The sequence below is a fragment of the Thiothrix winogradskyi genome (genome assembly GCF_021650935.1).
Classification (GTDB): domain Bacteria; phylum Pseudomonadota; class Gammaproteobacteria; order Thiotrichales; family Thiotrichaceae; genus Thiothrix; species Thiothrix winogradskyi.
The window spans coordinates 2991968-3006314 of record NZ_CP091244.1; the positions used below are offsets into that span (position 1 = coordinate 2991968).

General features: G+C 51.8%; 13 protein-coding genes. 7 read left to right on the plus strand and 6 right to left on the minus strand.

Features of this window, described 5'->3' with window-relative positions:
* Positions 1 to 33: 33 nt before the first annotated feature.
* The 5 genes from accC (at position 34) to L2Y54_RS15060 (ending at position 4557) form a co-directional block, all read left to right on the plus strand.
* On the plus strand, positions 34 to 1380 hold the full coding sequence (gene accC, locus L2Y54_RS15040; RefSeq protein ID WP_236497212.1) for an acetyl-CoA carboxylase biotin carboxylase subunit: 1347 nt from the start codon (positions 34 to 36) through the stop codon (positions 1378 to 1380).
* On the plus strand, positions 1380 to 2261 hold the full coding sequence (prmA, locus tag L2Y54_RS15045) for a 50S ribosomal protein L11 methyltransferase (protein WP_236497214.1): 882 nt from the start codon (positions 1380 to 1382) through the stop codon (positions 2259 to 2261). Before accC ends, prmA begins: the two co-directional genes overlap by 1 nt.
* A 155-nt stretch (positions 2262 to 2416) precedes the next feature.
* Complete coding sequence (locus tag L2Y54_RS15050; RefSeq protein ID WP_236497216.1) at positions 2417 to 3097, plus strand: DUF3426 domain-containing protein; 681 nt, start codon at positions 2417 to 2419, stop codon at positions 3095 to 3097.
* Between the two features lie 182 nt (positions 3098 to 3279).
* Complete coding sequence (gene dksA / locus L2Y54_RS15055) at positions 3280 to 3735, plus strand: RNA polymerase-binding protein DksA (RefSeq protein WP_236497217.1); 456 nt, start codon at positions 3280 to 3282, stop codon at positions 3733 to 3735.
* Between the two features lie 12 nt (positions 3736 to 3747).
* Positions 3748 to 4557, plus strand: coding sequence for a glutamyl-Q tRNA(Asp) synthetase (locus tag L2Y54_RS15060; protein ID WP_236497219.1), 810 nt, complete (start codon positions 3748 to 3750; stop codon positions 4555 to 4557).
* Here the strand turns inward: L2Y54_RS15060 and L2Y54_RS15065 are convergent.
* Genes L2Y54_RS15065 through arsC form a run of 5 tightly spaced genes read right to left on the minus strand, consistent with a single transcriptional unit; the run spans position 4545 to position 6606 of the window.
* Positions 4545 to 4838 carry a 4a-hydroxytetrahydrobiopterin dehydratase gene (locus tag L2Y54_RS15065; RefSeq protein WP_236497220.1) on the minus strand — a complete coding sequence of 98 codons (294 nt, stop codon included), beginning with the start codon at positions 4836 to 4838 and terminating at the stop codon, positions 4545 to 4547. The genes L2Y54_RS15060 and L2Y54_RS15065 overlap by 13 nt on opposite strands.
* Positions 4831 to 5310, minus strand: a complete 480-nt coding sequence (gene ispF, locus L2Y54_RS15070; protein WP_311196244.1) for a 2-C-methyl-D-erythritol 2,4-cyclodiphosphate synthase — start codon at positions 5308 to 5310, stop codon at positions 4831 to 4833. Before ispF ends, L2Y54_RS15065 begins: the two co-directional genes overlap by 8 nt.
* Positions 5310 to 5672, minus strand: a complete 363-nt coding sequence (locus tag L2Y54_RS15075) for a DUF2069 domain-containing protein (RefSeq protein WP_236497223.1) — start codon at positions 5670 to 5672, stop codon at positions 5310 to 5312. Before L2Y54_RS15075 ends, ispF begins: the two co-directional genes overlap by 1 nt.
* Positions 5669 to 6256: an NAD(P)H:quinone oxidoreductase gene (wrbA, locus tag L2Y54_RS15080; protein ID WP_236497225.1), complete on the minus strand. Its 588-nt coding sequence runs from the start codon at positions 6254 to 6256 to the stop codon at positions 5669 to 5671. The genes L2Y54_RS15075 and wrbA overlap by 4 nt, the downstream gene beginning before the upstream one ends.
* Complete coding sequence (gene arsC / locus L2Y54_RS15085; RefSeq protein WP_236497227.1) at positions 6253 to 6606, minus strand: arsenate reductase (glutaredoxin); 354 nt, start codon at positions 6604 to 6606, stop codon at positions 6253 to 6255. Before arsC ends, wrbA begins: the two co-directional genes overlap by 4 nt.
* 180 nt (positions 6607 to 6786) lie before the next feature.
* On the opposite strand from arsC, the gene L2Y54_RS15090 reads away from it, so the two are divergent.
* Positions 6787 to 10617, plus strand: coding sequence for a GEVED domain-containing protein (locus tag L2Y54_RS15090; protein ID WP_236497229.1), 3831 nt, complete (start codon positions 6787 to 6789; stop codon positions 10615 to 10617).
* Positions 10618 to 10732: 115 nt separating this feature from the next.
* Here L2Y54_RS15090 and L2Y54_RS15095 read toward each other — a convergent pair whose 3' ends face one another.
* On the minus strand, positions 10733 to 12091 hold the full coding sequence (locus tag L2Y54_RS15095) for a transposase (protein WP_236497230.1): 1359 nt from the start codon (positions 12089 to 12091) through the stop codon (positions 10733 to 10735).
* 64 nt (positions 12092 to 12155) lie between these two features.
* On the opposite strand from L2Y54_RS15095, the gene L2Y54_RS15100 reads away from it, so the two are divergent.
* Positions 12156 to 14270, plus strand: coding sequence for a cadherin domain-containing protein (locus tag L2Y54_RS15100; RefSeq protein ID WP_236497231.1), 2115 nt, complete (start codon positions 12156 to 12158; stop codon positions 14268 to 14270).
* Positions 14271 to 14347: the final 77 nt, after the last annotated feature.

Genomic DNA, 14347 nt, shown 5'->3' on the forward strand with positions numbered 1-14347 from the left:
TTGTGATTCGGTAAACACCGCAGGGGTGACAACATGTTGAAAAAAGTACTGATCGCAAACCGGGGCGAAATTGCCTTGCGTATCTTGCGTGGCTGCCGCGAACTCGGCATTAAAACCGTGGCGGTACACTCCACCGCTGACCGTGACCTCAAGCACGTGCGTCTTGCCGACGAATCCGTGTGCATCGGCCCGCCACGTTCCACGGATAGTTACCTGAATGTTCCCGCCCTGATCAGCGCGGCGGAAGTCACCGGTGCGGATGCGATTCACCCCGGCTACGGCTTTTTGTCGGAAAATGCTGACTTTGCGGAGCGCGTCGAGTCCAGTGGTTTCGTCTTCATTGGTCCGCGTGCCGAAACCATTCGCCTGATGGGTGACAAAATTTCGGCAAAAGATGCCATGCTTGCCGCAGGTGTCCCGTGCGTCCCCGGTTCAGAAGGCGGCACACCGGAAGACCCCGAAGAAATCCTTAAAATGGGTACGCGCATTGGCTACCCCTTGATTGTCAAAGCCACTGGCGGTGGCGGCGGTCGCGGGATGCGCGTGGTGCATTCCCCCGATGAGCTGGTAGCAGCCGTTACCCTCACCCGTGCTGAAGCAAAAGCCGCTTTCGGCAACGACGTGGTGTTCATGGAAAAATTCCTACAACGCCCGCGCCATATCGAACTGCAAGTATTGGCGGATTCCCACGGTAACGCAATTCACTTATGCGAACGCGATTGCTCGATGCAACGCCGCAATCAAAAAGTGGTGGAAGAAGCCCCTGCCCCCTTCATTACCGCAGAGCAACGCGCCCGCATTGGCAACCGTGTTGCCGAAGCTTGCCGTAAAATCGGCTACCGGGGCGCAGGCACGTTTGAATTCCTCTACGAAGACGGCGAATTCTATTTCATCGAAATGAATACCCGTTTGCAGGTCGAACACCCGGTCACGGAAATGATTACCGGCGTGGATTTGGTGAAACAACAATTGCTGATTGCCTCCGGCGAAGTGTTGAGCTTGCGTCAGGAAGACATCAAGGTCAACGGTCATGCGATTGAATGCCGCATCAATGCCGAAGACCCGCAAACCTTTGCGCCTTCCCCGGGCAAGATTACCCGTTACCACGTACCGGGCGGTTTAGGGGTGCGGGTGGATTCGCACATTTACACCGATTACAGCGTACCACCGTACTACGACTCCATGATCGGCAAGCTGATTGTCCACGGGCAAGACCGCGAAACCGCGATCAACCGGATGCACGGCGCACTCAGCGAAATGGTCATCGAAGGCATTAAAACCAATATCCCGCTGCAAACTCGCATTATGGAAGACCCCGCCTTCCGTGCCGGTGGTGCTGATATTCACTACCTCGAAAAAATGTTGGGAATGCATAAATAATGAGCTGGCAGCAATTGGTTTGTCATACCACCTCCAAACATCAGGAAATGGTCGTCGACACAATGGAAGCCGTGGGAGCGGTTTCCATTACTTGGCAGGATGCGGAAGATGACCCCATCCTCGAACCCCGTCCCGGTGAAATGCGCTTGTGGAATAATCTGGTAGTCACGGCATTGTACGAGGAAGATACCGACCTCAATGCCTTGCAGTTACTGCTGGAAACGCGCAAAGCCGACTGGCAAATCGAATCCGTGCTTTATGAAATCGTCGAAGACCAGCCGTGGGAACGCGCTTGGATGGATAGTTTCCAACCCATGTGCTTCGGTAAACGCTTGTGGATTTACCCCAGTTGGTTTGAAACCCCTGACGATGACAGCGTAAAACTGCTGCTTGACCCCGGTCTGGCGTTTGGCACAGGCACGCATCCAACCACCGCGCTGTGCCTTGAGTGGTTGGATGGGCAGGATATGACGGGTCAAGAAGTGCTGGATTACGGTTGCGGCTCCGGTGTGCTTGCCATTGCTGCGCTGAAGCTGGGCGCGAAACACGCAGTAGGCACGGACATTGACCCGCAAGCATTGCTGGCAACCCAAGACAACGCCGAACGCAACAGCATTGACCCTGCGCTGTTGCATACCTGTTACCCCGAACAATTGCCCAAGCAAACGTGGGATGTGGTCATGGCAAACATCTTGGCAGGGCCATTAGTGGAACTCGCCCCCGCATTATTAGCGGCATTACGCCCCGGTGGAAAATTGGTATTGTCGGGTATTTTGGCAGAACAAGCTGCCGCCATTACCGCTGCTTACCAAGCATCATTAGATGAGTTTTCGCTGGTACAAAAAGAAGATTGGCTGCGGGTCACTGGTGTACGCCGCTAATCTGTATTGTTTGTGCAACTGCGCTACTGGTGATATTTTCTCTCGCCTAAACTAAGCATTTTTGCCAAACAACAACTAGAATAAAGCGATTACTCAAATGGCGCGGAGTCATGTATACACAGTGTAACCACTGCAACGCGATTTTTCGCGTTACCATGAAAGAATTAACAGCAGCCCAAGGGTTGTTGCGCTGTGGTGAATGTGACAACATTTTCGACGCGATGAAAAGCTTAAGCCAAACACTGCCCGAAGAGCGCCGCTTTGCCAAATTAGGGGCAGTGGCTGCGGCGGATGTTGCCGACATTCTTCCTCCCCCACTCAAATCCACCCAAGCGGTTCCACGCCCGCGACGCCAGTGGTCGTGGCCACAAAAAATCTCAACAGTTTGGTTATGGGTAATCCTCGGCATACTGGCTTTATTGTTGCTATTGCAAGTGCTTTACAGCAGCCGTCACTGGTTAGCACAACACCCTCTCACCGCAACGTTTACCCAGCAAACATGTGATCTCATTGGGTGCAGCGTCACCCAAGCACGCGATATAGCTAAAATCAACCTCTTAAGCCGCAATATTTATTCACACCCTAATACCCCTAACGTTCTGACGATTAGCGCATCCATCCAGAATGATGCGGCGTTCCCTCAGCCCTACCCCCTGATTGAAGTCAGCTTTTTGGATCAAAACAATAAAGTCATCGCTTTACGGCGCTTTCCACCTGAAGAATACCTTCCTAATTTTAGCGGGCAACTCATGCCAACGGGTACGCCAGATGAGTTATTGCTCAACATTACCGATCCCGGTGAAATAGCCGTGCGTTTCCAGTTTCATTTTATATGAATAAAGAAATATGACAATTGACATAAAAAATTTGATAAATATCTCGATAGAACACGAAAACTCTGTTTATTCTGAACAATTCAGCTATAATCCGCCCCGCGTAAATTGCTGGTCAGTGTTAAAACGAAAAACGTTTCCACAACAAAATAACTGACCATCGCCACTCACTGTTGGAGATAACAATGGCAACTGATAATGTAACCTACCTGAAAAGAAAATCTGCTTTACCTGTCGAAGGTATCGAACCCTACATCCCCGAACCCGGCGAAGAGTACATGAACGAAAAGCAACTGGCGCATTTTCGTCAAATACTGGTTGCTTGGAAAAAATCCCTGATGGAAGAAGTGGATCGCACCGTCGATCACATGAAAGAAGACGCCACCAACTTTTCTGACCCGGCTGACCGCGCCACTCAGGAAGAAGAATTCGCCTTGGAACTTCGCGCCCGTGACCGTGAACGCAAACTGATCCGCAAAATCGAGAAAACCATTGCGCGAGTCGATGACGATGACTACGGCTATTGCGATGCGTGCGGGGTCGAAATTGGTTTGCAGCGTCTGGAAGTTCGCCCCACGGCAGAGCTTTGCATCGACTGCAAAACCACGCAGGAAATCAAGGAAAAGCAAATGGCGGTCTAAAGGCGCTAAGCCTTGCTAACCATTGGCAGATTCGCCCCCTCCCCCACGGGGCCATTGCATTTTGGCTCACTGGTTGCTGCCACCGCCAGTTATCTGGCGGCGCGGCAAGCACAAGGTCGCTGGTTACTGCGCATTGAAGATCTCGATAAACCGCGTGAACAAGCCGGTGCGGCGAATGCTATTATCCAAACCTTAGCCGACTACGGTTTTGAATGGGATGGTGACATCCTTTACCAAAGTCAGCGCCAAGATGCTTATCACGCCGCACTGACTGCCCTGCACGAACACACTTATGCCTGCACCCGCTCACGCAAAGGCTTACCAACCTTACCCTCGATTCGGGTACGCGCACCTGACCATCCCATTGGTTTCATCGACAGCATCCAAGGCAATTATTGTCAGGTTTTGAGCCGCGATGTGGGCGATTTTGTGTTGCTACGCGCCGATGGTTTGTTTGCTTACCAACTGGCGGTTGTGGTGGATGATGCATTTCAAGGGGTAAATCAAGTGGTACGTGGTGCGGACTTGTTGGACAACACACCGCGTCAAATCTGGCTGCAACAATTGCTGGGTTTACCACAACCGGATTACGCGCATGTGCCGTTGGTGTTAAACGAATTCGGGCAAAAGCTGAGTAAGCAAAACCTTGCCCCTGCCCTCAATACCAGCGAACGGTTGCAAACTTTGGTGACTGCCCTGCGATTTCTCAAGCAACCTTGCCCCGATGCTTGCGAATTTTCCAGCCTCAGCGCCTGTTGGGATTGGGCAATCGCGCACTGGGATATGCCTCAACTAAAACCTGGCAACACTCACGCCGGATAGCCCGCTAAACGGTTGATGGTTTGCGCCAATTCAATATCGCGGTGGGTAATGCCGCCTGCATCGTGAGTGGTCAGGCTGATGGCTAAGGTTTTGTACACATTGCACCATTCCGGGTGATGGTTCATGCGTTCCGCCACTAATGCCACTTGCGACATAAAGCCGAACGCTTCCACAAAATCAGCAAAGGTCAGCACACGGTGCAATTTATTATCGCGTAACACCCAACCCGGCAAACCTTCCAGAATAACTGCCAGCGCTTCATCGGTTAATTTTTCAATCATGGTTTGCTCCTAATAACACCACGGCATGGGCGGCAATGCCCTCTTTACGCCCGGTGAAACCTAATTTTTCAGTTGTCGTTGCTTTCACATTGACCTGCCCCAGCTCACAGCTCAAATCAGCCGCAAGGTGTTCGCGCATGGTCAAAATATGCGGTGCCATTTTAGGGGATTGCGCAATGATAGTGCTATCCAGATTGATGACACCATAACCTTTGCTGCGCACCAACCCGACCACGTGACGCAACAAAATCCGGCTATCAATATTGGCGTATTCTGCTGCGGTATCGGGAAAATGTTGCCCAATGTCACCCAATGCCAGCGCACCAAGCAACGCATCGCAAATCGCGTGCAACAACACATCGCCATCCGAATGTGCCTTAAACGCATGAGTATGCGGAATGCTTACCCCGCCCAAGACCAGATTATCACCTGTGGTAAAAGCGTGTACGTCGTAACCATGCCCAATACGCATCATGCGGCATCCCCTGTGTTGCGTTTGCCAAGGATTTTAGCGCTCATGAATGCCCCCGCGTATAGACCCACACTGAGGAAAATCAGTGCGTAACCGTACAAACGTTCCTGCGGATCGAGCACCACCCAAATCCCCAGCATCAGATAAAGCAAGGACATTAACACCGCAAACACATGGGTTTGCGCATTTCCCTGCCAAATGCCGCGCACCAGTAACACCAAGGGGGCAATCAATAACGGAATTTCCAGCCACAGCGGCACGTGTTGCACACTGGCAAGCAAACTATTCCAGACAATAATCAGACCAATCAACCCCAATAGGCTAAATAAGGTCAGGTTACGCCACAGCGCGAGTTTATTCATAGTTGCTGTGCCAGTTGTGCCAAGCGCTTGCCGAGGGCAAAACACAGGCGTTTTTCTTCATCCGTCAGCGGGCGGTTGCTGTCACTGCCAGAAACGTGGGTCGGACCATACGGCGTGCCGCCGCTTTGGGTACTGATCAAATCCGCTTCCGCATACGGCAAACCGGTGATAAGCATTCCGTGATGCAACAGCGGCAACATCATCGAGAGTAGCGTGCTTTCCTGACCACCGTGCAAACTGGAGGTAGAGGTGAAAACGCCTGCAGGCTTGCCCGTGAGTGTGCCAGACAACCACAAGCTGCTGGTTTTTTCGAGGAAATATTTCAGCGGGGCAGCCATATTGCCGAAACGACCGGGGCTGCCAAGCGCGAGGGCATCGCATAGCTTCAAATCATCCAGCGTCACATAGGGTGCACCACTAGCGGGGATGGTGTCCGCAACGGCTTCGCACACTTCGGACACTTCCGGCACAGTGCGTAACATCGCTTGGGTATCGGTGACACTTTCCACGCCACGAGCAAGCTGCTGCGCCATGCTGGCAACGCCGCCGTGACGGCTGTAATACAAAATCAGGACAGTTTTCATAAGAGGTCAAGTACCTTTTCGGGGGGGCGACCGATAATGGCTTGCCCGTCTTTGATCATAATTGGGCGCTCAATCAGGCGCGGGTGTGTCACCATAGCCTGTATCAACTGCTCGCGACTCAAGTCAGGGTTAGCAAGATTCAGCTCAGTATACTCTGCCTCACCTTTACGCATCAGACCGCGCGGATCCATGCCCAACATATCGAGTAAATCGTTCAACGCTGCTGCGGTGGGTGGCTTTTCTAAATATTTCACCAAGGTCGGGATAATCCCTTCGGCTTCTAATATCTCCAATGCCTGGCGTGATTTGGAACAGCGGGGATTGTGGTAAAGGGTAACGGTGTCACTCATGAATGCCTCCTGATCGGGTTTGCCGTGCAATCTAACGGTATAAAGTTCGTACTGCAAGTGGACTGTTATTTTATAGATGACCAATGGCAATTGAATCTACTTATATCCCTGTTATACTTGTCGTAAAATAATACCAATATTTATTGCCAAGATAATAAACAAAATAAGTGTGTGACAAATATGAAAAGCCCTTTCCCTGTATCCCGCCTGCATTCCCTGTTGACGCTTGTGTTGCTGTATGGTCTGAGCGGACAGGCATGGGCAGCCAGTTGCACCGCCTCTTACACGCATACCAGTAATGGTGGCAGCAGCAATTACACGTTAGGTTCGGGGCAATCGCTCAAAATCGCCAGCGGCACGTATACCGGGGCGCTGGATGGGTTTGCCAGCGGTTCCAGCGTTTGTGTGGAAACGGGGGCAACGTTCGCGCCCTCCAACATCAATGTGATAGCCGGGACGCTGACCAACTATGGTACAACTACCCTGCAAACCTTTGTGTATAACGCAGGGGCGGTCATCGACAACTACGGGACGCTGCACTTTCCGGGCGGCCTGAACACCAATGGGGCAACCACCTTCCGCAACCGCAGTGGTGCTACCATGAATATGGATTACAGCTTCCAGTTGGGTAAAAACTCCACCTTCACTAATGATGGACTGCTGATTGCTGGAGAAGACTTCAACACCGAAAATGGCACAACCCTGACCAATAACCACCGGCTGGAACTGGAAGGCAATTTCAACCCGGATGGCAAGTTTGACAACTACGGGCGTGTGTATGCCAAAGCCTTCATGAATATCAACATGAACTCCGATGTCAGCAACTATTGCACACTGGTATCGTGGGGTGGCTTCAATAACAACAGCCCGCTGATGGATAATCAGGGAACCATCCTGATTACCACCGCTACTGGCACTTCCGGCGGGTTGTGGCAAAACAACAAGCCATTCAAGAACGGTTCCAATGCCAAAATTGCCGGGGGTGATTTCACCAATAACGACAGTTTTACTGGTGGTGGTCAGATGATTTTTGCCGGTTTCACCCGCAATAATGGTGCATTCACCGGCAATAGTGCCGCTGACAAGATCACCTTCTACGACGAAACCCAAACAGCGACACAGATTTTTGATGTGATTGGTGTCGCCCCGACCAATACTGTCCGCACTGCTTTTGCCCGCCCGACCGAACTGGATGCCCCCAGTAATTGTTCGACCAATTACAAGAATTTTGCCAACCCGGTAGTGAACGATTACGGCGATGCGCCTGCCACGTATGGGGATGCCAGCCATACCATCGTTGCAGGCATTCACCTCGGAGTAAGCCCACCAGACGCAGAAAGTGCCAGCCAATACAGCTTCAATGCACTGGGTGATGGGGCAGACGAAGACAGCGCACCACGTTCTGCCACTACGCCTCCTACCGCCGCCCGTTTCCCGGTACTGAAAATGACGGATAGCAGCTACAGCGCACCAATCACCGTCACCAATACCAGTGGAGTTGCTGGCAAGCTGTATGGCTGGATCGACTTCGACAAGAACGGCATGTTTGAAGCTGACGAGGGTGTTTCTGCCAACGTTGCCAGCGGCAGCAATGGTGTGGCTGTCACCTTGACATGGAACAGTATCCCGACCGACATCAAGCTGGGAACTACGTTTATTCGCCTACGCCTGACCACAGACACTGCCATAAGCACCAGTACGCCAACCGGTTTTGTTAGCAACGGTGAAGTAGAAGATTACCCAATTGCTATTTACCAACCTATTCCAGTTGATAGCCCCAGCCTGAAGGTGATCAGCAGTGCCGACCCTGATGCTTGTACCACGACCGTGTTTACAGATGACTTCAACGATCTCACAACTGATATTGGCTTGGGTGCTAATGTACTAGGTCACACTGGAATCCGTGACTGGCTCCTTGCAGGTGGAGGCACTGATACGTATGCACGTACAGTCAACGTCATGGCTCCCCAACAAACCTCTGTTTACTTGGGCAATGGCTCGGTACGTAGCGTATCGCCTAACTTCCCCAATGGCTTTACCTTTGATGCAGATGGTCACTTGACCTCACCCTTGGAGGCGATTGCTTTACGCGATATACCGGATGATTTAGATAAATCACACTGGGGACCACAAGCTGTCACATTATCGCGCACGTTTCCAACGGTAGCCGGTAAACAATACCGTTTATATTTCAAAGCCATTCCTGAACAAGGCACGTACACTTCCGGCATTATGCGGGTTAACGCACCGGGTGGATCAATTCACTTCAAAGCGCCTGGCAGTGCCGAAGGCGTCCAAAGCTATGCGATTGAGTTTACGGCTACTACTGATAGCTCGACGATCAGCTTCGTCAATTATGGGCATATTTTTAGTGACTGGTGTGACACACAAATCAACGGGTGGTGCACTGAAGGTGGTCTAACCAACGGTACAGCTCCCAATGAGCTGATTATTGATGACGTAATGGTCGCAGCCGTTGATGCGTGTGAGCCACCGTTCCCTGTTAATATTTGCGGTAAAAGCATTGATAACCCACTGGAACTGGACTTTTCTGGCACGGCGACACTCGTTTCCGGTACTGCCAAGCAGGTAGGCTCAGTCTACCGTTTCAGTAATGTCAGCAGCGGTGTGGACGCGTTGGTGACGTTGAATGCGCTACAGGCTAACAGCCTGCCTCGCTGGCTGGAGGGCGATTTGGGTGGTCAGCTACAAGGTGCACAGACCAACAAATATTTCGATATGACGGTCAATCTGGTGCAAACTGGCACAGCCACCGCCATCAGCCCGGTCGATCTGGTACTGACCAGTTTTGACGTGGACGGCTCAGCAGGTGAACCGTATTCCGATGGGATCGAGTATTTCAGCCCTGCCGCCACCTTTACCGGCACTGGCAGCCAACTGCAAGCTTCCGACATGGGCGGCAGTGTACGCTATGCCTTGCCCTTGTCAGCACGCGGCGTGGACGATGCCACCGCCGTTGACCCAGCCTATGCCGCTGGTGCGGTGTACACCGATGTCAGCAGTTTCCGCACCAAGGGGCTGGTGGTGGATGATGATGGTTCCAGCACCCGCAGTATTTTCATCTACGCCAATGGTGATGCCTTCAAGCAATTTGGCGCACTCACCTGCGATTCCAGCATTGCGGTCAGTACAGTCAACGGCACTATTTTTGAAGATGTCAATTACGGCGGGGGTGTTGGACGCGCCTTCGGCACGGCAGGTACGGTTGGCATTAGTGGAGTACGTGTAGAACTCTATGATGCAACAGGTAAATTCCTGACCAGCACCACCACCACCGCAGGCGGCAGTTACAGTTTCACCACCTTACCAACCGGTAATTACTATGTACGGGTCGTGAATGACAGCGTATCTTCCAGCCGTCTTGGTACAAATGGCTCGGAATTAGCGATCCAAACCTACCGTAGCAATGACGGCAGTGCCGTTAACAACGAAGTGGGTGGGCGTAACCCCGCATCCCCTGATGCCCCCGCCAATACGGGTGCTCAAGCACTGAATACCACGAACTTTACGTTATCCGCCAGCAGCGCCCAAGCGCAATCCGTGCAGCCAGTGTCAGTGGGAAGCGGCAATGTCAATGGTGTCAGTTTCGGTTTCAACTTTAACACCGTCGTCAATACGAATGATGCTGGGCAAGGCTCCTTACGTCAGGTCTTGTTGAATGCTGGTATTTTGTCGGGTGACGCTGCCTTGGAACAAGCTAACGGTTACGTGAAAGGCACCGAAAACGCCATTTTCATATTGCCCACGACTGATCCGCAGCATGTCGCAGGCACATGGACGGTCAAACTCAACAGCGCCCTACCCAACATTACCGCACCACTGGCATTGGATGGACGCAAGCAAGCCGGTTTCAGCAATCAGCCGGTCATCATCCTCGACGGCAGTAGCGCAGGCACAAGTAACGGCATTACGCTGGATACAGGAAGCAATGGCCAGCAATTCCCGCTATCCATCGGTAATCAGAGCTTCGCAGGCTTGCGAGGGCTTTGATTTTTACGGGCACAACCATACCCTCCAAGCCCTGAAAGCCTGCCCGAATACCGCCTGACTTTTGCATAACCCAACACCCTGTTGGAAAACTCCAGCGTACCCTCAAGCCTGATTTTCATCCGCTGCGAATGCCTTTGGGTGTCAGGTCGGCATGTTCGTAACCCCAAATGATGGCAGCATAGAAGGACTCCCAATCGCTAATCAGATGCTCACGGAACATCCCGCGCATCTTCTCCCACAATGCGGTACGGCTCTGTAAGCGGGTGCGGGCGGCTTGGAAGTACTGGCAGCAAGCTTCCTGTATCTGGTCGATCAGGAAGGTCAACATCATCAGGGTGGCGAACACGGTGGAAAGGTGTTGCTTGCCATGACCGTAATTATGTTCGAGGTTGTAACCGAGGTTTTTAAGGGTGTTAAAGGTTTCGTTCTCCACCTTCCAGCGGGAACGGCCTGCGCGTACCACATCCGCCACGTTGTCGGCGGTGAGGGGGATGTCAGTCACGCAGTCATAGATAAAGGTTGTACCGTCGGGGCGTTCCTCCCAATAGTCGATGTAGTTGACCCGCACGTCTTGGTTGGCATGGTTGAGCGGGATGTCGTTGGCATAACGGTAGCCACACCGTAACTTTTTGCTCGTCGTGCCTGCCAATTCTTGGGTACTGCCATTGGCTAACCCGTCCAATACCGTCTTCAGTAATAGGCTGCCACTACGGGCTTTGGCGGTAATGATAAAGCTGTAACCGTTTGACTTCAGAAGACGGATGTGCGGCGCATTGCAGGACAGGGCATCTTGCAGCAGGATCATCTCCATGCGCGGGAAGTCTTGGCGCAACTGGGGGATGAGCCGTTTAGAGGCATTGTGTTCGCAATCATTTTTCTTGCTGCCATCCTGCTTGGTGATGGCCTCTGGGAAAAAGGGTAATACGGTATTCTTGTCAGGGTGAACCAGCACTGCCGCCAGCATCTGGTGGTAATACTCCTCGCGTCCGTCTTTGTGTGTCTTAATGCAACAATCCGGGCAAGAGATAGCCCCAGAGCTAAAAATACCTGTTCCATCAATACTGACTAAATACTTTCCTAGAAAACGGTAGCCTTCCAGTATGCCTTGCCGTTGCAGTTCCTGATGGATGGCGCGGAATACCGGGCGCAGACGCTGCGGTTTTACCCCGTCCAATACCGTACGCATTTGGCTGTCACAGGGAGCATCGGGGATGCCAAACAGGGTTTTCAGGTTGTGCCGTCGTGCCTTGTCCCCGCGCTGTTTGTCAAACTGCAACAGTGAGCCGTCTTTCAACGAAAATAGGGCAAGCCCTGACATCAACACGTCAACCAAGGGATAGTCGGGTTTGGTTTTGCGGTGTTCAGTGACTTCGCTGAAACAGCCACGCACACGTTCCAGCAATCCGGGGACTGAGAGGGTCTTGCGTAGCTTCAGGCTACCAACAAGAGGCAGGGGAGGTGGTTTTGCAGGCATTTCGTTGCACAGTGACTCGTTTTACAAGACCATGATTATACAGTCATTTTAAGATCGGCGGGAATTGCTGAGCAATGGCAGTATTATTCAAGCCCTAGCCATTAAAAACTTTAACGGCGCTGGCATTCGTCTTAACGAAACAGCCAATAACCAAATTGGCGGCGCTCTGAGCGGGCACGGCAATATTATTACCGCCAACGGCGGGGCAGGTATTGCGGTTACTGCTGCCACCGCTGTCAATAACAGCATCCTCGGCAACAGCATTCACGGCAATGGTGGCTTAGGCATCGACTTGAATAACGATGGCGTGACTGCCAACGATGCAGGTGATACCGATACCGGTGCCAATCACTTACTGAACTACCCAGCGGTCACAGCCGCCTCGTTTGGTAGCAATGGCTCCAAAATCGTCACTTATGATTTCAGTTTGGATGTGCCAGCCAATACACATGGCTACCGTCTCGAATTTTTCAAAAATGCCACGAAGGATGCTTCCGGTCATGGTGAAGGTCAGTTCTATCTCGGCAGCAAAGACTTCACGCATACCGGTGGCGCACTCAAATTCAAAGGCAGTTTCAATGCGAATCAAACGGTTGCAACCAGTGAATTCATTAGCGTGACTGTCACCGAAAAAACCAGCCCAACTGCATTTGGCAGTACCTCGGAATTTTCTGGTGCAATCAACGGGAATACCGCCATTGTTTGTACCAGCCTCCTTGATAACCCCAGTGCCGCATTGCCCGATATGGTGATTGATGAAAATGCACTGACCATTACCTACCTCCAAGCTAAAGACAGCAATGGCAACCCTGTCACTTATGTCATCAGCGGCGGGGCGGATGCGGCAATGTTCAGTGTGGGCCCTGTCACCAATGGCACGATTGATTGCGCCCAAATCCACTTCATTAAAACCCTGATCGTTAAGAATACACTGGCGGATACCCGTGCCATTGTTCCCGGTTTTGTTGACCCCGGTAACTTTGAAATACCCATGGATAAGGACAAAGACAACGTTTACGACCTTGAAATTACTGCGACCGATGTGCACGGCAATAAGTATGTACGCACCCTTTCACTCAAGGTAATGGATGTGAATGAAGCCCCTGCCATCACTTCCGGGACTGCTTTCAGCATCGAAGAAGATGGCAATACCAAGGTAGCCGACATTCAGGCACAAGACCCTGACAAAGGCGATACCCTGCGTTATGACATCAGCGGCGGAACCGACAAAGCAGTCTTTACGGTGAATAACAGCACTGGCGCACTGAGTTTCAAAGCCACCCCGGATTATGACGCGCCAACCGATGGCAACCGGGATAATATCTATGAAGTCACCGTGACAGTCACTGACAGTGGCGGGCTGACGGCGAGTAAAACCTTCACTATCAAGGTATTAAATCGCGTAGCAGATGACGGCGTAAAACTGCAAATGCGTGCATTCTTACAGGGCGCTTATGATGACAAAGCAGGACTCATGTCCACCGACCTGAACCTGCTCAACTTATTGCCAATAAACCAACCCTACCAAGCCGCACCGTTCAATTACGCGGGTACAGAAACGCTTAGCACATTGGTCAAAGAGAATACCGATCACCGCGCTGCCGTCGATTGGGTATTGGTCGAGTTGCGCCTCAGCCCCACGACAATCGCCAGCAGCCGTGCGGTAATCGTGCAACGGGACGGCAATTTAGTGGATGCGCAAACAGGTTCAAGCACCCTGCACTTCGCTAACGTTAAAGCGGGCAATTATTACGTGAGCGTGCGCCATCGCAATCACCTTGGGGTAATGAGTGCCCGCCCGCTTGGTTTGAGCAATACCGATAAATTGGTGGATTTCACCCTAAGCAGCACTGCCGTCAAAGGCACTGAAACCCGTTATATTGATGGCGCACTGGCGCTGCTATGGGTCGGTGATATTAATGGCAGCAACACGCTGACTGGCAGCGGCCCCGGCAACGACATCACCAGCTTGTTAAGCAGTGTTATTACCAGCCCGGAAAACTCACAGGCACAAACCAACTACATTTTGCGCGGTTATTTCAATACCGATCTGAATATGGATGGAAAAACGCTGTTCAGCGGACCGGTTAATGATGTGAGTATTTTGATCGGCAATGTTGTTTTACATCCATTGAATGACAACTTTGCCGCGAACTACATTGTGCGTGGCGGGTTGTAATAGACGCTACCAAAGATCAAAAACACCACAAACCCACCATCATCATTGATTAAAATGATGATGGTGTTACAATAAAC

Excerpts from the sequence above, each read along its gene's own strand:
- wrbA (WP_236497225.1), bottom strand. The coding sequence starts at position 6,256 with ATGAAAACTGTCCTGATTTTGTATTACAGCCGTCACGGCGGCGTTGCC.
- accC (WP_236497212.1), top strand. The coding sequence starts at position 34 with ATGTTGAAAAAAGTACTGATCGCAAACCGGGGCGAAATTGCCTTGCGT.
- L2Y54_RS15090 (WP_236497229.1), top strand. The coding sequence starts at position 6,787 with ATGAAAAGCCCTTTCCCTGTATCCCGCCTGCATTCCCTGTTGACGCTT.
- dksA (WP_236497217.1), top strand. The coding sequence starts at position 3,280 with ATGGCAACTGATAATGTAACCTACCTGAAAAGAAAATCTGCTTTACCT.
- L2Y54_RS15095 (WP_236497230.1), bottom strand. The coding sequence starts at position 12,091 with ATGCCTGCAAAACCACCTCCCCTGCCTCTTGTTGGTAGCCTGAAGCTA.
- L2Y54_RS15050 (WP_236497216.1), top strand. The coding sequence starts at position 2,417 with ATGAAAGAATTAACAGCAGCCCAAGGGTTGTTGCGCTGTGGTGAATGT.
- ispF (WP_311196244.1), bottom strand. The coding sequence starts at position 5,310 with ATGCGTATTGGGCATGGTTACGACGTACACGCTTTTACCACAGGTGAT.
- L2Y54_RS15075 (WP_236497223.1), bottom strand. The coding sequence starts at position 5,672 with ATGAATAAACTCGCGCTGTGGCGTAACCTGACCTTATTTAGCCTATTG.
- L2Y54_RS15065 (WP_236497220.1), bottom strand. The coding sequence starts at position 4,838 with ATGATTGAAAAATTAACCGATGAAGCGCTGGCAGTTATTCTGGAAGGT.
- prmA (WP_236497214.1), top strand. The coding sequence starts at position 1,380 with ATGAGCTGGCAGCAATTGGTTTGTCATACCACCTCCAAACATCAGGAA.
- arsC (WP_236497227.1), bottom strand. The coding sequence starts at position 6,606 with ATGAGTGACACCGTTACCCTTTACCACAATCCCCGCTGTTCCAAATCA.